17 protein-coding genes are annotated in these 20,531 nt (G+C 47.8%); 15 read left to right on the top strand and 2 right to left on the bottom strand.

Going from position 1 to position 20,531, the window contains the following annotated elements:
- Window positions 1-108: 108 nt before the first annotated feature.
- Together ARB69_RS10365 and ARB69_RS10360 are read left to right on the top strand one after the other, a co-directional pair.
- The gene (locus ARB69_RS10365; protein WP_050640528.1) at window positions 109-795 is read left to right on the top strand and encodes an ABC transporter ATP-binding protein; all 687 of its coding nucleotides are present in this window, start codon (window positions 109-111) and stop codon (window positions 793-795) included.
- Entirely contained in the window at window positions 788-3,412 is a 2,625-nt protein-coding gene (locus tag ARB69_RS10360; protein ID WP_050640527.1) for an FtsX-like permease family protein, read from the top strand. The genes ARB69_RS10365 and ARB69_RS10360 overlap by 8 nt, the downstream gene beginning before the upstream one ends.
- 221 nt (window positions 3,413-3,633) lie before the next feature.
- Here ARB69_RS10360 and ARB69_RS10355 read toward each other — a convergent pair whose 3' ends face one another.
- Together ARB69_RS10355 and ARB69_RS10350 are read right to left on the bottom strand one after the other, a co-directional pair.
- Window positions 3,634-4,275 (bottom strand): bifunctional 4-hydroxy-2-oxoglutarate aldolase/2-dehydro-3-deoxy-phosphogluconate aldolase, encoded by a 642-nt coding sequence (locus ARB69_RS10355; protein ID WP_050640526.1) that lies wholly within the window; start codon window positions 4,273-4,275, stop codon window positions 3,634-3,636.
- A gap of 38 nt (window positions 4,276-4,313) precedes the next feature.
- Window positions 4,314-5,261, bottom strand: coding sequence for a sugar kinase (locus ARB69_RS10350; protein ID WP_055152960.1), 948 nt, complete (start codon window positions 5,259-5,261; stop codon window positions 4,314-4,316).
- 210 nt (window positions 5,262-5,471) lie between these two features.
- On the opposite strand from ARB69_RS10350, the gene ARB69_RS10345 reads away from it, so the two are divergent.
- The 13 genes from ARB69_RS10345 to ARB69_RS10285 all read left to right on the top strand — a co-directional run bounded on the left by ARB69_RS10345 (window position 5,472) and on the right by ARB69_RS10285 (window position 20,497).
- A complete protein-coding gene (locus ARB69_RS10345) occupies window positions 5,472-6,143 on the top strand; it encodes a helix-turn-helix transcriptional regulator (RefSeq protein WP_050640524.1) in 672 nt (223 codons plus the stop codon).
- Window positions 6,144-6,158: 15 nt separating this feature from the next.
- Entirely contained in the window at window positions 6,159-6,617 is a 459-nt protein-coding gene (locus ARB69_RS10340) for a RidA family protein (protein WP_055152957.1), read from the top strand.
- A gap of 25 nt (window positions 6,618-6,642) precedes the next feature.
- A complete protein-coding gene (locus tag ARB69_RS10335; RefSeq protein WP_050640522.1) occupies window positions 6,643-6,954 on the top strand; it encodes a hypothetical protein in 312 nt (103 codons plus the stop codon).
- 11 nt (window positions 6,955-6,965) lie between these two features.
- Window positions 6,966-8,441 (top strand): SLC5 family protein, encoded by a 1,476-nt coding sequence (locus ARB69_RS10330; protein WP_055152955.1) that lies wholly within the window; start codon window positions 6,966-6,968, stop codon window positions 8,439-8,441.
- A 60-nt stretch (window positions 8,442-8,501) separates the two neighbouring features.
- Window positions 8,502-9,506: a Gfo/Idh/MocA family protein gene (locus ARB69_RS10325; RefSeq protein ID WP_055152953.1), complete on the top strand. Its 1,005-nt coding sequence runs from the start codon at window positions 8,502-8,504 to the stop codon at window positions 9,504-9,506.
- An 8-nt stretch (window positions 9,507-9,514) separates the two neighbouring features.
- Window positions 9,515-10,243: an MBL fold metallo-hydrolase gene (locus ARB69_RS10320; protein WP_050640519.1), complete on the top strand. Its 729-nt coding sequence runs from the start codon at window positions 9,515-9,517 to the stop codon at window positions 10,241-10,243.
- Window positions 10,244-10,254: 11 nt separating this feature from the next.
- Entirely contained in the window at window positions 10,255-11,553 is a 1,299-nt protein-coding gene (locus tag ARB69_RS10315; protein ID WP_055152951.1) for a M20 family metallopeptidase, read from the top strand.
- Window positions 11,537-12,649 (top strand): aminotransferase class V-fold PLP-dependent enzyme, encoded by a 1,113-nt coding sequence (locus ARB69_RS10310; RefSeq protein WP_055152949.1) that lies wholly within the window; start codon window positions 11,537-11,539, stop codon window positions 12,647-12,649. The genes ARB69_RS10315 and ARB69_RS10310 overlap by 17 nt, the downstream gene beginning before the upstream one ends.
- A 294-nt stretch (window positions 12,650-12,943) precedes the next feature.
- Window positions 12,944-14,593 carry an RNA-binding domain-containing protein gene (locus ARB69_RS10305; RefSeq protein WP_050640516.1) on the top strand — a complete coding sequence of 550 codons (1,650 nt, stop codon included), beginning with the start codon at window positions 12,944-12,946 and terminating at the stop codon, window positions 14,591-14,593.
- A gap of 88 nt (window positions 14,594-14,681) precedes the next feature.
- Window positions 14,682-16,277: a PucR family transcriptional regulator gene (locus ARB69_RS10300; protein WP_055152947.1), complete on the top strand. Its 1,596-nt coding sequence runs from the start codon at window positions 14,682-14,684 to the stop codon at window positions 16,275-16,277.
- 218 nt (window positions 16,278-16,495) lie between these two features.
- Window positions 16,496-17,812: a cytosine permease gene (locus tag ARB69_RS10295; RefSeq protein ID WP_055152945.1), complete on the top strand. Its 1,317-nt coding sequence runs from the start codon at window positions 16,496-16,498 to the stop codon at window positions 17,810-17,812.
- 34 nt (window positions 17,813-17,846) lie between these two features.
- Window positions 17,847-18,941: a DUF917 domain-containing protein gene (locus tag ARB69_RS10290; RefSeq protein ID WP_055152943.1), complete on the top strand. Its 1,095-nt coding sequence runs from the start codon at window positions 17,847-17,849 to the stop codon at window positions 18,939-18,941.
- Window positions 18,941-20,497 carry a hydantoinase/oxoprolinase family protein gene (locus tag ARB69_RS10285; RefSeq protein WP_055152941.1) on the top strand — a complete coding sequence of 519 codons (1,557 nt, stop codon included), beginning with the start codon at window positions 18,941-18,943 and terminating at the stop codon, window positions 20,495-20,497. The genes ARB69_RS10290 and ARB69_RS10285 overlap by 1 nt, the downstream gene beginning before the upstream one ends.
- Window positions 20,498-20,531 lie beyond the last annotated feature (34 nt).

Below are 20,531 nucleotides of genomic sequence, written 5' to 3'. Positions count from 1 at the left end.
ATAGGAGATATGGCCCTTTCAGTCATATGAGAGAATTGTGTTACTATGCACGGGCCATAGGCCGTGAATCGGAACAGAATTGTTGAAACATCAGAAGGAGGAAAACAAATGGCTGTATTAAAGACAAAGAATCTGAAAAAATATTACGGGAAAGATGCAATCCTTGTGAGGGCCCTGGACGGGGTAAACCTTAGCGTAGAGAAAGGGGAATTCTTATCGATTGTAGGGACCAGCGGTTCCGGAAAATCCACGCTTCTTCATATGCTGGGGGGACTTGACCGCCCAACGGAGGGGACGGTATACGTGGACGGAAAAGACATTTTTGCCCTGAAGGATGAAGAGCTGACTATTTTCCGCAGACGAAAGATCGGATTTATTTTCCAGAGTTTTAACCTTGTTCCTGTACTGAATGTATATGAGAATATCGTCCTTCCGATTGAACTGGACGGAAACCAGGTTGATAAGGCGTTTGTAAAAGAGGTCATCAGAACACTGGGACTGAATGAGAAATGCTACAGCCTGCCTTCACAGCTTTCCGGCGGACAGCAGCAGAGGGTTGCCATTGCAAGGGCACTGGCATCAAAGCCAGCTATTATCCTGGCGGATGAGCCTACGGGAAATCTGGATTCTGCCACGAGCCAGGACGTACTAAGCCTGATGAAGATTACAAGCCAGCGGTACGGGCAGACCATGGTAATGATTACACACAATGAGGGGATTGCCCAGCTTTCAGACAGAATTATACGGATTGAGGACGGAAAGGTGAGAGGTAAAGGCGGTGAAAGCCATGCGTAAGGTGAAGAACAAAGAGGTGATCCGCCGCCTGTCGGATAAAAGCTTTAAAGTAAATAAGACAAGGAATCTGATAGCTGTGGCTGCAATAGCCCTGACATCAATGCTGTTCTCGGCACTGTTTTCTGTAGGCATTGGGACCGTATATACCTTCCAAAGACAGACGGCAAGGCAGTCCGGCGGCGATGCACACGGGGTATTCAAAGAACTTACACAGGAGGAGTATGAGAAACTTAAAGTACACCCGCTGATTAAGGAGAGCATGCCATGCCGGCTTGTGGCGGATTATGTCCGGAATCCGGAATTTTTAAAACGCCATGCCGAAGCCTGGTACTATCCGGAAGAAGCCTACCCGCACTGTTTTATAGACATCATAGAAGGAAAAGCACCAAAAGCGGCAGACGAAATCCTACTGGATGAGACTTCTATGGAGCTTTTGGGGCTTCCGAAAGAGCCCGGACAGAAAGTCACTCTGGACCTGCAGCTGCATAATTATGATGAAACCATTACAGAGCGCACATTTACTGTGTCCGGGGTTATCAAATCAGATCCGGCTCTGGATGTGGGATTTGCCCTGGTATCCCAGGCCTACGTAGAAAAATACGCACAGGAGCTTGAGTATAAGGGGCAGGATGACACCGGCTCCACTATGGGTGCTATCCGTATGGATGTTATATTTTCCAATAGTCTGGGTATCCAGAAAAAGCTGGATCGGGTGCTGACGGAAAGCGGATTTTCAACGGAACCGGGAGATGACAATTATATAGCCAGCAATGCCAACTGGGCATATGTTTCTGACGGGGCAGACACAGATCTCACCACCGTAGGCGCTGTAGCGGGAGCTCTTGTGCTGATTCTGATTACCGGATATCTGATCATATATAATATTTTCCGTATTTCCATCATGAAAGATATTCGTTATTACGGACTGCTCAAAACGATCGGGACAACGGGACGGCAGATTAAAAAAATTATCCGCAGGCAGGCTTTGAAGCTTTCTGTCATAGGGATCCCAATCGGACTTTTGGCCGGGTTTTTCGTAGGAAAAGCGCTGCTCCCTGCTATTTTGAATACTACCGGGACAGTAACTCGCGGGGAGACTCAGGTGCCGGTCAACCCGGTAATTTTTATAGGGGCAGCGGCATTCTCACTGGTTACGATATTTATATCTACCGGGCATCCTGCAAGATTGGCGGCAAAAGTTTCTCCAATTGAAGCGTTACGCTTTACGGAAGGTAAGAGGGCAAAGAAGAAAGGGAAACGTTCTTCAGGCGGCGGAAAAATCTGGAGGATGGCGCTTTCTAATTTGGGAAGAAGTAAGGGAAAAACATCCATTATTATTGTATCGTTGTCTTTGGCAGTTGTACTTTTAAACAGCGTGTTCACGATCACAAATTCTTTTGACATGGATCTGTTTCTCAGAAGCTTTACAAATTCCGACTTTTTAATCGCCAATGCCAAGTATTTTAACACGGATTTTTATCATGGTATCTCCGAAGAAGAGATTGACGAGGAAAATCTTACGGAATCCTTTATAGAGGCATGCCAGGGAATTAACGGGTTTGAAGAGGGCGGGCGCATCTATGCCGCCAATAGAAAAGTGGGGGTTAAGAAAGATAATATAGCGGTTCCGGAAGGATATGACGTCGATGAAAATGGAAATCCGGGAGAGTACTACGGAAAAAATTTTATACCAATTCCACAGATGGAGAACGGGGATTATTCCGTTATGTTTTATGGAGTGGAAGACTTTGTTGTGGGCGAGATGAAAGTGTGGAAGGGCGAAAGCGATGCGAATACTATCCGGGAAAAGCTTGCCACGGGGGATTACATCATCTATTCTACAGAGGTTGATGACAAAGGCGAGGTGCTTGAAGATAAAGTACTTCACCAGCCTGGGGATAAGATTATACTCAATTATATGGATAAAAACGGAGAGTATAAGGAAAAGGAGGTCACTGTCCTTTCTGTAATAAAAGATGATTACTGGAATCTTACGAACCGCCTGAATACAGAATTTACTTACTATGTAAGTGCAGATTTCTTTAAAGAAATCATATCTGAAAAGTTCCTTATGAGTTATTCCTTCAACGTAAAGGAGGGAAAAGACAGAGATGTGGATGCATGGCTGGACAGCTATACCGGGAGCCGTGAACCGCTGATGAATTATTCTTCAAAACTGCAGTATGTAGAGCAATTTTCATCTATAACAGGAATGTTTCTGATGGTGGGCGGTTCTCTTGCATTTGTCATTGGATTTATTGGGATACTGAACTTTGTCAATTCCATTCTGACAGGAATTATTTCAAGACAGAGGGAATTTGCCATGATGCAGGCGATTGGTATGACAAGGAGGCAGCTGACAAGACTGGTCATTGTGGAAGGGCTCTATTATGCTCTGCTGACCATCGCATTCTCTCTGGCAGCGGGGTGTTTCATCTCATTGACCATAGTTAAGGCGTTGTCCCAGGGAATGTGGTTTATGAGGTATGAATTCCTGATTACCCCGATGCTGATCGTATTCCCGGTTCTGATATTACTTGGAGTACTGGTTCCGTATCTGGCGTTCCGGTTTGGAAATTCTGGCAGCGTGGTGGAAGAATTACAGAAGGTGGATTAGGACATTTAGGTAAGGGGGACTTGTTCATTCAAGTCCCCCTTAATTTTTTACGGCATTTGGCATTCCGGCTGCTTTAGCTCCAATTCTCGCACCAAAATATTTGCCGGAAGCTCTTGTTGAATGTATAAAAATGTATATAGACCAGCGCCAAGGATCAAATGGAAATGGTGCGGTGGAAATCGGTAAGGTCTTTTTCACGATATGTTATTAGTCTTCTAAGTTTATTCTACGTACTTATTCGCAATATCCATATACTTCTCTGCAATAGAGCTAATCTTGGAATATTCCCCATTCATAATCAGCTTTCTATCCACCAGATCACTGCCGACACCAAGCGCAAAGGCCCCGCAGGCAAAGAGTTCGTCCGCATTAGTCAGATTCACACCTCCGACAGGCAACAGATTTACTTGAGGAAGCGGGGAGAGGACATCTTTGATATAATGCGGCCCCATCGGCCCGACCGGGAATACTTTAATCAACTGGGCTCCGGCCTCACAGGCCCTCAGTATTTCGGTCGGGGTCAGTGTTCCGGGAACGGCAAGCCGGGAATAGCGGCTGCACATGGTGATGGTGTCAATATCAAGGGTTGGCGCAAGAACAAAGTCCGCACCTGCGAGTATGGCACTGCGGGCAGTTTCGGCATCCAATACGGTTCCGGCTCCGATGAGCATTTCCGTGCCATAGTGTTCCCTGGCAAACCGGATCATTTCCAGGGTATCCGGAGAATTGAACGTGATCTCTACATTGCGGATACCGCCCTGATACAGTGCCTGCAGGGTGCCGCTCAGGTACTCGAAGGGAATATTTCTAACAATCGCTATAATCTTTGTTTTCCGGATCTGATTCAGAATTTCACTTATCATAAATAATCTCCTTTTCCATGGCATTTCAAGTGTCCGCGTCACCGTAAGATTTCATCACGATGCTGTATAAAGTTATGCAGTGATGCTGCATCAGGCAAGGTTTCGGTGTCGCCAGGGCCCATAACGGCAAATGCGCCCATTGCATTGCCCAGAACACCGCATTGCCTGGGGGAACATTCCTCCAGATAACCATACAGGAATCCGGCATTAAAGGCATCTCCGGCTCCGATGTTATCCACGCTGTTAACAGGAAAGGAATCCACCTCCTCAACCCTATCCGGAGTAAAGACAGCAGAGCCCTTTGCACCCCGCTTCAGGGCAAGCATGGTATAGTTGTTTTCTTTTTGTACCTTCCGCAGGGTATCCGGATCGTGTGCGCCGAAGAGAACGTCTGCCTCCTCTTCCCCGAGCAGGAGAAGATCCACCTTTTTTAACATGGGGAGCAGCGCCGCTTTGGCTGCGGATACATCCCAGAGTTTCAGCCGGATATTCGGATCAAAGGACACCGGTATCTGGCGGGCATTCGCAAATTCAATCAGCCCCATGGCTGTCTCACGACAGGATTCACTTAATGCGGGAAGTATGCCTGTCAGATGCAAAAGCCTTGTGTCTTTGATGCGGTCAAGGGGGATGTCCTCCAGGGTGAGGCCGGATGCTGCCGAATTCCTGCGGTAGTAAAACACGGCATTGTCACGGTGGGAAGTAAATTGTTTGAACATGATGCCGGTGGAAGAAGTTTCGGAAATATTAGCCGATACATCTACGCCTTCGCTTCGGATCTGGTTTCTTATATAGGAACCGAATTCGTCCTTTCCAAGACTGCTGATCCAGCAGGTCTTCTTATTCAGTTTCGATAATCCAATACACACATTGCTTTCTGCCCCTGCGATCGTTTTTCGAAATCCATTGACATATCGCAATGGATTGACGGAATCCGGAAGGAAGCAGACCATGGTTTCTCCCACGCTGACTAAATCATACTTCATGTTTGACCTCCTGACAAAAAGTTATATTATAACAAACTAAAAGTTATGAACAAAACAAAAAGTTATGTTTCTTTTAGTGTAAATTAGCTATATATAAAAGTCAATCATACATAATTAACAAAAAAGTACACAAAAAAATAGTGAAATTGTCTATTTACAAAAATCAAACAAATTGTTAGTATACAAATAAATAGTTTGGGAGGCGATGATATGAAAAGTATATATGACGAATGGGATTTTTTTAAAAGACTTCTGGATATGCTGGAGCAGCAGCTTGGCACCAACACAGAAATACTACTGCATGATTTGACGAAAGACTACAACCATACGATCGTAGATATCCGTAATGGGCACATTACGAACCGTAAGATCGGAGACTGCGGAAGCAATCTTGGACTGCGGGTATTATCCGGCAAGGTGAAGGACGGGGATATGTATAAGTATATTACCCATACAAAGAATGACCGGATCCTCAAGTCTTCTACCGTTTTCATCAAGGATGATGAGGGAACCACAATCGGCTCCATCTGTATTAACGAAGACATTACGGTATCCATTGATATGGAGAAGCAGCTCCATGAGAGAAACGGATACAGTCTCTACAGCGAGACGGATCAGACGACAGCCGGGGAGCAGGGAGAGATCTTCGTAAATAACGTAAACGAACTGTTAGACTATCTTTTGCAGCAGGCACTTCAGGAAGTGGACAAGCCGCTTAATAAACTAGAAAAGGAGGATAAATGCAGGATACTGGAGTATCTGGATCAGAAAGGGGCATTTGTAATTTCGAAAGCTGGAGAAAAGGTAGCAGATTTTCTAAGTATATCTAAATATACATTTTACAGTTATTTGGACCAGGTAAGAGAAAACAAACCAGAATAAAGGAGGGCGAAAGAAATGGACGCGGAGAAAAAACTGGAAGAATTGGGCATTATACTTCCTGTGCCGGTGAAGCCAATTGCAGAGTATGTGCCTGTAAAACAGGCAGGGAAACTGCTTTTTGTGTCCGGACAGGATTGCAAAAAAGACGGAAAGCTCTTATATGAGGGCAAGGTTGGCAGAGAGCTGACTGTGGAACAGGGACAGGAGGCGGCAAGACAGTGCATGATCAATGCGATCGCGGTCTTAAAGCAGTACGTCGGAGATCTCGGTAAGATCAAACAGATCGTGAAGGTACTGGGGTTTGTGAATTCCGCAGAGGGATTTGTCTTACAGCCGGCAGTCATCAATGGAGGATCCAGGCTGTTAGTCGAGGTTTTCGGAGAAGACGGCAGGCACAGCAGAAGCGCAATTGCATCCAACGAACTGCCATTTAATACACCGGTTGAAATTGAGCTGATCGCAGAACTGAAGTAGCTGTGATCGGGAAGGAGGGAATTGAATGGATTTTGTTACTATTTTAATCATGGGTTCTATCATTGCTTCCACATTATTGATGATAATAGGTCCGCTTATGGAGTTCCGGGGGAAAATATTTTTTCTCGAAAGTAAGCACGCGCCGGTTACAAGGAAACGGTATGGCATGTGGGTGATGGCCCTTGGGGCGGTAATGTTTATCGGTGGCTGCGTCCTCCGTAACTGGCTGTCCGGGCATATCATTACCGTGATCGTGCTGGGCGGATATGCAGTTTGGTTCATTGGCGGTTTTATCGCCGTAATCCGGAATGAGGTTATTAAGATGCTGGGAGAGTAGGAGGTGCATCCTTGAATATTTCATTTATTGATATAGCGATCATGGTGTTATACCTGATCTTTACGTTGTTTATCGGCTATTATGTATCAAAAAAAGTCAGTGGATTTGAAGACTTTGCCCTTGGCGGGAGATCCTTCGGGCCATTCGCACTGGCGGCAACCTTTGGGGCGACAAACTTCTCCACCTGGAGTATGGTTGGGAAGCCGGGCGTTGTGTACAACTCAGGAATATCTGTTGTGTGGATTGCTCTGAATGCCTGTGCATGTGTGCTGGCGGCGGTCGTATTCGTCCCTGTTTACCGAAAGCTCCGTTATACGACGATGTCAGAGATCTTTGAAGACAGATATGACGGCAGGGTCCGCGGCCTGATCAGCGTGATATGGATTATCGCGGATACCATGAACAGAATGGGCGTTACGACTTATGCGGCGGCAGTAATCCTCAGCCTGCTGTTTGACATCCCGCTTTGGATTGTTATCATCGGTACGGCGGTAATTGTATTGATCTACACTTATCTTGGCGGTCTTACATCTGTTGTTGTGACGGACGTGATTCAGTTTGTGCTGATGTGGATCGGATTATTTATCGGTATGGTCTTCATTTTCAAGGAATTCGGCGGCTGGAGCGGTCTTGTGAACGCAGTGCCTGCGGAAATGATGGAAGTAGTTCCAGCCCTGGAACATCCAAACGGCTGGCCGTATATTATCGCAATGACATTGCTGGGATTCCCTTATTTCATTACAAGCCAGTTTGTGATGCAGAGAGGACTTGGGGCAAAGACGGTCAATGTGGCAAGATGGGGAATTCTGCTGGCAGGCGTGATTGCAATTCCTATGGCAATTATGGAGATTATGCCTGGTATCGCGGCAAAAGTCATGCTGGACCCCGCGACAGTTGCATCTATGAGCCCTGACATGGTAGGTCCTACCATATTTATGAAACTGCTTCCTACAGGGTTAATCGGTATCTTTTTCTCGGCGCTGATTGCGGCCGGCCTTTCAACGGCAGACTCCGCTTTGTGCGCGTCATCTTCTCTGATAACAGAAGATTTTTACAAAAAATGGAGACCTAATGAATCCTCTGCGAAGTATCTGAAAGTATCCAGGCTGGTTACCATTATCATGGCGGTTTTGGGAACCTGCTGGGCGCTGCTTGTACCCAAGATCGGCGGGGCGCTGAATGCAATCCTGAACGTAATTGCAATTACAGACATGCCAATCTTCGTCATGGTTGTACTTGGATTATTTGTAAAGAAGATCAACGCAACAGGGGCGCTGTCAGGTCTGATTGCGGGAACCATTGGCGGGGCAGTCGTATCATTTACCGGAACAGGCGGTATTCAGGGGCTGGCAGTAACAACCGCTACAAGTACTTGTTTATCATTGATCGTATGTGTGATCGTATCATACGCGGTTAAAAGAAAAACGAAAGAAGAAACGGGAATGGCTCAGTTCTTTCAAAGAATAGCACAGCCGGAACAAAAATAATAATACCGGGTATCTTAATGCGAGCATATTAAGATACCCTTTTTGATAAGGAGGTTTCATATGGCGAAGGTAAGGTTTGGAATTGTTGGTGTGGGTGATTTTGGGGGCATGCACATTCAGACATTGAAGCAGATCCCGGAGGCGGAACTTGTGGCTGTCAGCTGCAGAACCCAGAGCAGGCTGAAGGCTTTATGTGAGGAGTATGATATCCCCAAATGGTACACGGATGTGGATGAACTTGTGGATGATGCGGATATTGATGTTGTGATTGTTGCAACCGGAGAAGATACCCATTATAGTTTTACTGAGAAGGCAATCCATGCGGGGAAGCATGTGCTTCTGGAAAAGCCGATCTGTCTGAGCGTGGAGGATGGAGAGAAACTTCTGGCCCTGGATCAAAGTACGGAGCTTCACATTCTGCCGGGCCACATTCTGCGATACGATGCTTCTTATAATAACGCGCACCGTATCTTGCAGGATGCAAAAAAGCATGGAGAAATCCAGTCGATCCGTGTAAAGAGGAATGTACCGGTTGAGAGATTCTCTCTGCACTCCAGGACGCATCCGGTCTTTATGGCTTTGGCGCATGATATCGATATCATAACATGGCTGACCGGTTCCAGAGTAAAGAAGGTCTGCGGAATGGAAAAGCGGACAAAGGAAGAATTTGAAAGCCCGGATATTGTATTTGGGATAGCAGAGATGGAAAACGGCGTGCTCTGCAATCTGGAGACACAATGGCGGCTGCCGGACGAGTACGGCCAGTATCTGGATACGGAGATGGTTATCATGACGTCTAAGGGGCAGATCAGGCTGAACTGTCCGGGGAATGCGCTTTCGTCCATGTTTGACGGGAAGATGGAGAGCTATGATATGACGCTTTGGCCGGAGGTGAACGGAAGGCTTACAGGAGCCCTTGTTAATGAAGACCAGCACATGATTGATCTTGTGCTTGGCAGAACAGACCGGCAGATTGTAACTGTGGAGCAGGCTGTGATGGGAATTGAATTTTGCCAGTTATTGATTCAGTCCTGTGACAGCGGCAGGATCGTGGAAAGGAGCTGAATGGAACCATGAAGCTGACAGAAGACATTTATTTGGTTGGGAGCGCAGAATTTGGGATCTCAAATGAGTATGACTGTCATGTTTATCTGATTGACGGCGGGGAGGAGGCTGCGCTGATTGACTGCGGTGTGGGCTACGACACAGAACGGATTCTGCAAAATATCAGAGAGGTCATCGACATCCGCAAACTGAAACGGGTATATCTGACCCATCTGCATGCCGACCATTGTGGCGGAGGAAGAGACCTGCAGAAACTGGGGATCGAAGTCGCTGCCCCTTTGAGAGAATGGAAGGATATGCAGGAAAATCCGGAGGATGTCAAAGAGGCATATGAGATCTCCCGGCATACGGGGTGCTATCCCGAGGGGCGGGAGTATCTCTTTCCGGAGCCGGATACATTTCTGCAGGGCAAAGATGAAGTCAGAGTCGGGAAGTACTGCCTGAAGGCAATTGAAGTGAGGGGGCACAGTGCAGGAATGCTGCTGTACCTGCTGGATGACGGAAAGAGAAAGGTGCTCTTTTCCGGAGATTATGTATTTGCAAATGGGGTAGTGGGGTTATTAAACTGCCCGGGCTGCGATCTGTCTTTATACAGAAAGGATATCAAGAAGCTGGCGGGACTTGACCTGGATATTTTATTCCCGGGACACCGCATGGTGATTCTGAGCCATGCACAGGATCATGTGGATAAAGCAATCTATCATATGTCCAGGGCATTTATGCCGCCGTCATTTTGAGTGTGGGGGAAATGGAAGAAAAGAAAGAAATCAAGCGGGAAAACAGCAGTGGCAATAAATCAGGCAGACAGGAGAAAGGGGCGGAACAGAACAGGGAAGCGATTCGCAAAGGTGTACTAAGAGCTGAAATCATAAGGCTTTTAACAGGATTTGTGGAAATCCCGAGTGTGAACCCCGGGGATCATGCCATCGATGAGCATCCGGTGTTCGGGGAGAAAGAATATGTCCGGCATGTGCGGAAATTGATGGCGGAGAAGGGATATTACTGCTCGGAACAGGAGGTTCTGCCCGGCAGAACAAACCTGCTTATCAGCACCAGTAAGATGCCTGGAAGCAAGCCCATCATTCTGCTGCAGACACACAGTGATGTGGTGGATGCAAAGGAGATGGAGCAGGCATTTTGTGCTCGGGCAGAGCAGGGAAGAATCCGGGGGCGCGGAAGCTGCGATGCCAAGGGGCAGTTGTGTGCGATGATCCTGGCGCTGGAACAGTTAAGAGAGAAACATGGCAATCTGCCCTTTGACATATGCATTGCCCTGTGCTGCGATGAGGAGTTCCGGCACAGAGGCGTGGATGAGTTCCTGGCCTGGGAACATCGGGACAAGGTGGCGGCAGTTATTGTCGGGGAACCGACTGAGCTGCGGCTGGCCGCTGCATGCAAGGGCAGCATCCGCTTTCGCATAGAGACAACGGGGGTGGCCGCGCACACATCCACGCCGGAGAAGGGCGTGAATGCAATCTATCTGATGGCGGAGATCATCCGGATTATTCAGGAGAAGATCGAGGCGCAGATCGTCTGCAGAAAGGATGCTAGATGTGGGAGTGCGTCCATTGCAGTATCTCTGATTGAGGGCGGGAGGATTGTGAATGCCGTGCCGGATCACTGTGCAATCCATGTGGACCGGCGAATGATACCGGGTGAGCATTGGGAGGAAGTATATCGGGAAATCCAGAGTATTATTCTGGAGAATTTAAACGAAGAGGATCAGGAACGCGTTGTGTTTGGCGCTCCGTATCTGATTGATCCAGCCTATGGAGCGCAGCTGCCGGAACATTTGGAATCAGGGATGCAGGAAGTGATGCAAAAACATGGGCTGGAGACGGAGATTGCGGGACTTCCATATGGCTGTGATGCAAGTAAGCTGGCAAAGTGGGACATCCCCGTTTTCGTATTCGGGCCAGGCTCCATCGATCAGGCGCATACCCGGGAAGAATACATCGAGATCAGTCAGATTGAAACAGCGGCAGCGGTGTTAAAAGATATGATATTAAGAGCAGCAGAGGAGGGAATAGATGAAATCCTTAGATAAAATTGCAGAGAGCATCCATTCGAATTGCGAAAAATGCTATTTAGATACAGGGGCCATGTCCCTTATGCCAGAGGAAGTCTGGCAGGCGGTTCAGGCATTTCACGAGAAACGGCGCAAATACGGTCCGGCCTTTGCAGAATACTGGAAGGAAGCAGATCTGCTGCGGCAGGATATAGCCTCATTGATCGGAAGCAGCCCGGAAGAAATCATGTTTCTCCAGAACACCTCCATGGGAATTAATTTGGCGGCACAAGCGTTGAAGCTTGAACCGGGCGATAATGTGGTGATTACCAATCTGGAATTTCCTTCGAATGTCTATCCCTGGATGAACCTGGAAGCCCGTGGGGTAGAAGTGCGTATATTGGATATTACGGACGGAGTGCTGGACGAGCCGAAACTTTTTAAAATATGCGATGAGAAAACCAAAGCGCTGAGTATCAGCTGGGTACAGTCTGCCAATGGTATGGTGGCGGATTTGGAAATGTGCAGCGAATTCTGCAGAAACAATCATATGTATTTTGTACTGGATGCAATTCAGGGGATGGGAGTTCTTCCGCTGGACGTGCGGAAGGTGCATCTGGATCTTGTCATCAGCGGTTTTTTTAAGTGGTTGCTGGGACCGGACGGAATCGCATTTGTTTACGTCAATAAAGAGGCACTGCCGGAGTTGGGGGTTCCCTTTACGGGATGGGCCGGCATGAAGAATATCTTTGATTACAGCACCTTTAAATTTGACCTGGCGGGAGAAGCAAGACAGTATGAGACGGGGAATATGAACTTTTCAGGGATATATGGGGCGCGTCAGGGAGTCAAGGTGGTTCTGGAGCATCAGCGGGAGATCACGGAAAGAGTACAGGAGCTGACCGGATATCTGAGGGAGCAGATCCGGAGCAGGAAGCACCTTACACTGCTGTCACCGGGTAAGGGCGGGGCTGCAGGTATCACGCTGCTTGGTTGTGAAAATGCGGAGAAAGTTTTTGAAGAATTGAAAGCAAAGAATATCTGCGTTAATTACCGGAGAGGACTCCGCGTGTCGGTTCATTTTTATAATACGAAAGAAGATGTGGACCGGCTGATGGAGGTGCTGGATGATTGAGTCAATTTAGTGAATGCTTGGTATTTTGGAACAGAGCGCCATCGTAGCGTTAGGAGTATAATAAGATGAAAGACCTTATCGATCTTGTAAATGAACATCGATAAGGTTTTTTATTATCCAATTTCTTTACTCGATGCGGTCTCTATTTTAAAGAAAATTGTTATTGAGTAGAAATAAAGATATATATGGGCAAGCTCGAATTGTTATGAAATATACCAATAAACGCACGCGTGTGTTTTGGGTAATTGATTAAACACATACAGTGTGATATAATGCGTTTTAGGAGGTGTTTTTATGCGAACAATACCAAATAAAGAGACTCTTACAATAGAATTTAAAAGTGATTTGAAAAAACTGAGCGATACAGATTTAATAGAGGCAGTGATCGGAATGACGAATACGGAAGGCGGAGTGTTATTTCTTGGAGTTGAAGATAATGGTGATATCACAGGCGTTCACAAGCATCATACTGACGAGATTGGAGCGGCGGCTTTGATCGCAAACAGAACAGTTCCATCCGTTCCCGTTAGAACAGAGCTCATGCATGAAGAGGGGTATGATGTTTTAAAAATAGAAATTCCGATGAGTAAAACAATTGTAGCATCTTCGGATGGTAAGATATTAAGGCGCCGGCTAAAATTAGATGGGACACCGCAAAATATTCCTATGTACCCATATGAAATTAACACCAGATTATCGGAACTAAGTATGCTCGATTTTTCTGCACAAGTAGTTTCGGGAACAACAATTGACGATTTAGACCCAAATGAAAGAGCTCGCCTGCGGAGTATTATAAAGATACGAAAAGGCGAAAAGTCCCTCTTGGAATTAACAGATACCGAATTGGATAAAGCTCTGCGTTTAGTGAAAGAAGAAAATGGAATTCTTTATCCCACAGTTACAGGTATGCTACTCATTGGTAAGGAAGAAAGGCTACAGGAGGTGATACCGACAGCAAAATCAAGTTTTCAGGTGCTTGAGGGAACACAGGTAAGAATAAATGAACAGTTTACAAAACCTTTACTGGCCACATTTGAAATTTTTGAAAACTATTTAAAGGCATGGAATCCGGAACGGGAAATGGAATATGGACTGTTTCGAATACCGGTTCCGGAATTTTCAGAATCAGCCTTTCGAGAAGGATTGGTAAATGCCTTTTGTCACAGGGATTATTCTATTTTGCAGATGGTACGTTTAGCGATTGAGGATGAAGGAATGTCCATTAGTAGTCCGGGAGGATTTATTGATGGTGTTAACTTGAATAATCTACTTACAGTGGAGCCGCATGGGCGGAACCCGGCGCTGGCTGATGCACTAAAAAGAGTTGGGCTGGCTGAACGGACAGGAAGGGGGATTGATCGTATTTTTGAAGGGTCTATCATCTATGGACGTCCTCTGCCGGATTATTCAGAATCAACGGAACGATATGTTAAGTTATTTATCCAAAGAGCAGAGCCAGATCTGGCATTTGCTAGGATGATTTCAAATGAAGAGAACAGAATGGGGAGAATGCTGCCAATTAATTCACTGCTTATTTTATCAGCGCTGCAAAATCAAAGACGTGTATCAATCAGTGAATTGTCGGAAACCATCCATGTAAGCGAGGCGAGAACGAAAGCAAATATAGAGAAATTGTTTGAGAGCGGTCTGGTAGAGGCGAGTGGAAATGGGAAAGCCAGAACTTACATCTTAAGCGCAAAGGTTTACAGAGCGCAGAATAATGCAGTGGGATATGTCAGACAAACGGGGATAGACAAACTGAAGCATGATGAACTTGTGATAAAGCTGGCTAAGCAGCAAGGATATGTTACAAGGGATAATGTAAGTGAGCTATTAAACATAAATAACAGCCAGGCATATCGGGTATTGAAAGGGCTGGTGGACAAAAAGAAGCTTGTTTTAGTAGGAAAAGGCAGAGGTGCACGATATAAGTTATTAACTTAAACGCACGAAAACACACGCTTAAACGCACGCGTGCGTTTAAGCGTGTGTTTAAATGATAACATAATAAGTCATTATAGGTGGGATAACTATGAGCGTAACAATAGCAGATTTACTGACACTTCCGTCCATGCGCGGCGCGCAGGTTCTCGGTGGTGCGAGGGGGCTTTCAAAGATTGTATCCTCGATCTCCGTGCTGGAGTCTACAGACCCGTCTGTGCTGATCGACTGTCTGTTTCCGAAAGATGAGTTTTTTGGAAGTGAAATTGTGATTACGGGTTTTTTAAATGCCCTGGATGATGTGGAATGTCAGTGTGCCAATATGCGCCGGCTGGCAGCTGGCGGTGAGGTAGGGCTGATCCTGTTTTACGTTGGGGTCTATCTTCAAAAGGTGGATCAGAGGCTGATTGACGTGGCAGACGAGCTGGATTTTGTGCTGATCACTATGCCGGAAGGGCAGCGAATGCTGCGTTACAGTGAAGTGCTGAATGATGTTATGGAGTGTATTTACCGTGACCGCATGGACAATGAGTCGATTGTTTCGGAGATTTTAGGTCGGGTTTCCAAGCTTCCGGAGCACCACCGCTCCATCAACACGGTCCTGAAAATGCTCAGCGACCGGATTTCAGCTTCGGTAATTCTGACGAATTCCGGACACGAGATTTTGAATCTGATTGCATGGCCGCGAAGCATTGAAGAGGTAATCAAGGCAGGAGTGGGCAGCCTGGAGGAATTTCCGCGGGAACAGGAGGAGTCGGAGTGCCGTTTTCTTCCGGGAGCAAGGATGTATCGTTACCGGCTTGATTCGGATGCGGGCCGTAAGATGGAGCTGCTTCTGATTAAAGAGGGGGTACCGATTTCACCGAAGCTGCTGGAGCAGGTAATGGATATTGTCAGAATCAGCATTAATATCTGGAGCTCCCGACATGGTGATGTTGCGGTTCATGAGTTGGTGCGTGCGATCCTTCAGGATGAGCCGATTAAAATGAGGCGTCTTGCCGAGCTCTTCCACATTGATGTGGCATCCATTCATGAGATGTGGATTCTGCACGGTGAAAGTCAAGAATTCTCCAGGCTGCTTACCAGCAAGCTGCCGAAGGTGCAAAAGATTCTTGCGGAGTGCCGGGGGCCGGTGGTGACAGACATATACGGGGAAGAAATGGTGTTGTTTTTGAATACACCGGTTTCCTGCCAGGCTGCGGAACAGCAGCTAAGGGATATCCTGGAGACGGTATGCTCTGAAGAACCGGGAGCTACACTGGCGCGCTGCAGTAATCTGCAGAATACCGGTGCAGTACGTGAGGCTTTTCTCTGCCATCAGGAATACCTGCAGGACGTGAAGGTAATCTTTCCGGAAAAGCAGCTTTTCTGCTTCGGAGAACTGGAATTTGCCAGGGATTGCCGCAGCCTGATGGAGCAGGGAGAGGCGGCAGTGGAGAGTTGTATGGAGCTTCTCGCACCGCTGTATGCAGGTGGAGAGGAAGCAGATTTGAGAAAAACTCTGGCAGTATACCTGCTTGACGGAAATTCCAGTGTAACTACAACGGCACAGATATTGTACCTTCATAAAAATACGGTCAAATACAGGCTGCAGCGGATCGCAGATCTGCTGGGGTACCGCCCGAACAAAATGCCGGAATGCATGAAGCTTTATCAGGCGGCGGCAGTATACCGTTTAAACCGCTGATTATAAATCAGTAGCAGTTCACAAAGGCCTGAACTGTTACAAAAGAGAGGCTTTTTTCTTATCTCCTGAGTCCCTTGTCCTTTTGGACAAAGGACGCAGGGGATTTTTTTGCCCCTGTGACAATTAACTTTATCGCACTGTAGTGATATACTGCATGAAACAGCCAATGCAGGTTTGCCCCCTTGTTGGCTGTATTTTCTATCAGGAGGAGTGAGATTATGAGTGAGAAAAAATCAGGGTTTGAGATTGCAGAAAGCCAGCGGCAGAGCTGGAAGTCTATTGCGCTTGTCTGGATCGGTGCAATGATTTGTGTGGCGTGCCTGATGGTCGGCGGTATGCTGGGAGAAGGAATGTCCATTGGAACATGTATTATTACAATCTTAATCGGCTATGGCATTGTCTGCCTTTATATGAGCTTTATGGGGATGCAGGGGTGCGATACAGGACTTCCCACTGCGGTAATGGCCGGCGGTGCATTGGGAGAGACCGGCGGAAAGTATGTAATCAGTGCGATTCTTGCGATTGCCTGCATCGGCTGGTTCGGGATTCAGGCAGCGGTCTGCGGCGCATCTTTTTCCTCCATGATCGGATCTATGACGGGGGCTGAACTTCCGGTTTGGCTGTGTTCTGTGGTATGGGGAATTATTATGGTTTCAACGGCGTGTTTTGGATTTAAGGGCCTGAAATGGCTGAACTATATTGCAGTGCCGCTTTTGATTGTGGTTCTGCTGTATGGAGTCATTGTTGCAATCGTCAGAAACGATGGGATTCATGCAATCGCAGTCTATGAGCCCATGGCGTCCATAAGTATTTTAAGCGGCGTCAGCCTTACGGTTGGTTCCTTTGCAGTGGGAGGCTCTATTGCCGGGGATTACTGCCGTTTCGCAAAAAACAGGAAGGATGTTATCAAATCCTCAGTTCTTGGAGTACTGCCGGCAGGGCTTTTGATTCTACTGATTGGCGCGGCACTTTCGATTATAACGGGGCAGTATGATATCAGTGTTGTGCTGACCGCAGCAGGCGTTCCGGCGATTGGACTCGTGGCGCTGATTCTGGCGACATGGACGACAAATGTAACAAATGCGTATTCCGGCGGACTTTCCCTCTCGATATTGCTTGGGCTTGACGAAAAGCGCAGCCGTATCTGCACAGGAATTGCAGGATTCGTAGGAACGATTCTGGCAGCCGTGGGAATCATGGACAAGTTTCAGGCATTTTTAACACTCTTGTGCGCCCTGGTACCGGCTTTTGTGGGGGTTATGATCGCAGATTACTGGATTGTAGGAAAGGGAAAGAAAGAGAACTTCCGGATCCGGGACGGCGTGTGTGTACAAGGCATGCTTGCCTTTCTCATAGGAGCATTTGCGGCCTGCCTTACCGGTGGAACCTTTACATATTTTCCGCCGCTTGCGTCCTGGAACATACCGTTTTTCATTGGTCCGATTAATGGGATCGTAGTGTCAATGGTACTGTATGTACTGTTTATGAAACTCTCGGGACGTACTGCGGCAGAACAGTCTGCCACATCAGTATAGAACAAAGGAAAAAAAATAAAAGGAGAAGTTGATTGTGAGAACGATAGGAATAAATGAAATTGAAGACATTGCCCTTGGGGCGGCTCTGCTTGGAGCCGGCGGGGGCGGCGATCCCTATGTGGGAAAGCTGGTGGCTGTCGGCGCCGTTAAGGAGTGCGGGCCTGTTACGCTGCTGGAGCCGGAGGAAGTGCCGGATGATGCGCTGGTAATTCCAATCGCCATGATGGGGGCACCCACTGTTTTGGGGGAAAAGGGGATCGGCGGCAAGGAATATCAGACGCTGCATGATATGGTTAGCCGGTTTTTTGGAAAGAAAATTTATGCATTCATGCCGATTGAGGCAGGAGGGGTCAACAGTATGCTTCCGATCGCGGCGTGTGCCCGCCTCGGCCTTCCGCTGGTGGATGCGGATGGCATGGGAAGAGCCTTTCCGGAGCTGCAGATGGTGACATTTACAATTGGCGGCATCAGCGCTTCTCCGATGGCGCTGACAGACGAAAAAGGCAATAGTGTTATTTTTGAAACCATTACAAATAAATGGACGGAGGAACTTGCACGGGCAGTGACAATGAGCTGCGGCGGTTCCGTATCCGTCTCTCTGTATCCGATGACAGGCGAACAGATGAAACAATATGCGGTGAGAAATATTGTTACCCGCAGCCAGCAGCTGGGGGAAGCGATCCGTACCGTAAAGGAATGCACCGGAAAAACGCCGGAGGAGCATTTCCTGGAATTTTCCGGAGGCTTCCGGCTGTTCAAGGGGAAGATCGCAGATGTCCTGCGTGAGACACGCGGCGCCTTTAACTTCGGCAGGGTGATGTTGGAGGGAATCGGGGAAGACCGCGGCAGAAGCGCCAGCGTGGAGTTCCAGAATGAGAATCTTACGGCAGAGGTTGACGGGGAGATCCTTGCTACCACGCCGGATCTGATCTGCCTGGTGGATACGGAAACCTTTGCCCCTGTTACGACGGATGCCCTGAAATACGGGAAACGAGTCTTGGTAGTTGGGCTGAAATGCTTTGAAATGTGGCGTACACCGGAGGGGCTGGAGCTGGTAGGGCCACGTTACTTTGGATGTGATACCGATTATATACCGCTGGAGGAGCGATGCAGGGGAGGGAGAAAGTAATGTATAAGCTTGGTATTGATGTCGGCGGAACCAACACGGACGCCGTACTGATTGATGAAAACCTGCAGGTGGCTGCAGAAATTAAATATCCGACTTCGGAAGACATCTATGAAGGAATTATGGGAGCGCTGCGCAGGGTCCTCGAGGTATCCGGGATTGACAGAAGCCAGATCGGACAGGCAATGCTTGGCACCACGCAGTGCACGAATGCGATTGTGGAGAGAAAATCACTGGCGCCGATCGGTATTCTGCGTATCGGTGCGCCAGCTACGCTGGGTATCCCCCCGATGGTGGACTGGGCGGAAGACATTCAGAAGATTGCAGTCGGAAGCGCGATTATAGGCGGGGGATTTGAGTACGACGGAAAGGAACTGGCTGTGTTTGACGAGGAGGCAGCGCGTCAGTTTTTTGTGGATATGAAGGAGCAGGGAATCAAGTCTATTGCAATCTCATCCGTCTTCTCCACAGTCCGCAATGAGCATGAACTGGCGGCGGCAAAGCTTTGCCGTGAGGTGATGGGCGATGATGTGCATGTATCTATTTCCAGCGAAATTGGTTCCATGGGGCTGATAGAGCGTGAGAATGCAACCATCCTCAATGCGGCCCTCTACCGCGTGGCCGAGCGGTTTACGGAAGGCTTTGCAAACAGCCTTGCGGAAGAAGGAATTGAACATGCCGACGTTTATCTTTCTCAGAATGACGGAACGCTGATGACAATGGAATATGCCCGCCGCTACCCGATTCTGACGGTTGCCTGCGGCCCAACTAATTCCATTCGCGGAGCCGGTTACCTGAGTCATATTCAAAATGCAATTGTGGTGGATGTGGGCGGTACCACAACGGATCTCGGCGTGATCCAGAACGGATTCCCACGGGAGTCCAGTGTGGCGGTTACCATCGGCGGCGTCCGGACTAATTTCCGTATGCCGGATGTGATTTCAATCGGACTGGGCGGAGGCTCGATCGTGCGGGAACACCAGGACGGAACCATCACAGTGGGACCGGACAGTGTAGGGTTTGAAATCACGAAAAAGGCACTTATATTCGGCGGTGATGTGATGACGGCCACGGATATTGCAGTGCGTTTAGGGATGGTGGAACTGGGAGACATAACGAAAACGGAGTGTATCAGCCGGGAAACGGCAGAAAAGGCAATGGCTGTCATTCGCGGACTTGTGGAGGACTCCATTGATTCAATGAAGATCTCCAATGCGGATATGGATGTCATCCTTGTGGGCGGCGGATCTATTATCCTGCCAGATCGTTTAGAGGGCGCTGCAAGCGTAACAAAGCCGGAGCATTTCGGGTGTGCTAATGCAATTGGTTCTGCGATTTCCAAAGTCAGCGGCACCTTTGAAAAGCTGATCAACTATGATGAGATCCCGAGAGAACAGGCGCTGGAGCAGGCAAAGGCCGAGGCGGTAGAGATAGCTGTCGGCGCAGGCGCAATCCGCAGTACCGTCGAAATTATTGAGGTGGAGGACGTGCCGCTTGCGTACTATCCGGGCAATACAAACCGGGTGAAAATTAAGGCGGCAGGAGAACTGCAGGCTTAGCCCAAAATGACAGGCTAAATTCTCAATTATCTTA

Origin of the sequence: Faecalicatena contorta, from assembly GCF_001404335.1 — a bacterium.
In the GTDB taxonomy this organism is placed as follows: Bacteria; Bacillota; Clostridia; order Lachnospirales; family Lachnospiraceae; genus Faecalicatena; species Faecalicatena contortus_B.
Note: the sequence above shows the minus strand (reverse complement) of the source record. Positions and strands in the feature narration are given on the sequence as shown.

What these genes read in the sequence shown, in the direction of transcription:
- ARB69_RS10365 (WP_050640528.1), top strand. Translation starts at nt 109, where the DNA reads ATGGCTGTATTAAAGACAAAGAATCTGAAAAAATATTACGGGAAAGAT.
- ARB69_RS10360 (WP_050640527.1), top strand. Translation starts at nt 788, where the DNA reads ATGCGTAAGGTGAAGAACAAAGAGGTGATCCGCCGCCTGTCGGATAAA.
- ARB69_RS10355 (WP_050640526.1), bottom strand. Translation starts at nt 4,275, where the DNA reads ATGATAAGTGAAATTCTGAATCAGATCCGGAAAACAAAGATTATAGCG.
- ARB69_RS10350 (WP_055152960.1), bottom strand. Translation starts at nt 5,261, where the DNA reads ATGAAGTATGATTTAGTCAGCGTGGGAGAAACCATGGTCTGCTTCCTT.
- ARB69_RS10345 (WP_050640524.1), top strand. Translation starts at nt 5,472, where the DNA reads ATGAAAAGTATATATGACGAATGGGATTTTTTTAAAAGACTTCTGGAT.
- ARB69_RS10340 (WP_055152957.1), top strand. Translation starts at nt 6,159, where the DNA reads ATGGACGCGGAGAAAAAACTGGAAGAATTGGGCATTATACTTCCTGTG.
- ARB69_RS10335 (WP_050640522.1), top strand. Translation starts at nt 6,643, where the DNA reads ATGGATTTTGTTACTATTTTAATCATGGGTTCTATCATTGCTTCCACA.
- ARB69_RS10325 (WP_055152953.1), top strand. Translation starts at nt 8,502, where the DNA reads ATGGCGAAGGTAAGGTTTGGAATTGTTGGTGTGGGTGATTTTGGGGGC.
- ARB69_RS10320 (WP_050640519.1), top strand. Translation starts at nt 9,515, where the DNA reads ATGAAGCTGACAGAAGACATTTATTTGGTTGGGAGCGCAGAATTTGGG.
- ARB69_RS10315 (WP_055152951.1), top strand. Translation starts at nt 10,255, where the DNA reads ATGGAAGAAAAGAAAGAAATCAAGCGGGAAAACAGCAGTGGCAATAAA.
- ARB69_RS10310 (WP_055152949.1), top strand. Translation starts at nt 11,537, where the DNA reads ATGAAATCCTTAGATAAAATTGCAGAGAGCATCCATTCGAATTGCGAA.
- ARB69_RS10305 (WP_050640516.1), top strand. Translation starts at nt 12,944, where the DNA reads ATGCGAACAATACCAAATAAAGAGACTCTTACAATAGAATTTAAAAGT.
- ARB69_RS10300 (WP_055152947.1), top strand. Translation starts at nt 14,682, where the DNA reads ATGAGCGTAACAATAGCAGATTTACTGACACTTCCGTCCATGCGCGGC.
- ARB69_RS10295 (WP_055152945.1), top strand. Translation starts at nt 16,496, where the DNA reads ATGAGTGAGAAAAAATCAGGGTTTGAGATTGCAGAAAGCCAGCGGCAG.
- ARB69_RS10285 (WP_055152941.1), top strand. Translation starts at nt 18,941, where the DNA reads ATGTATAAGCTTGGTATTGATGTCGGCGGAACCAACACGGACGCCGTA.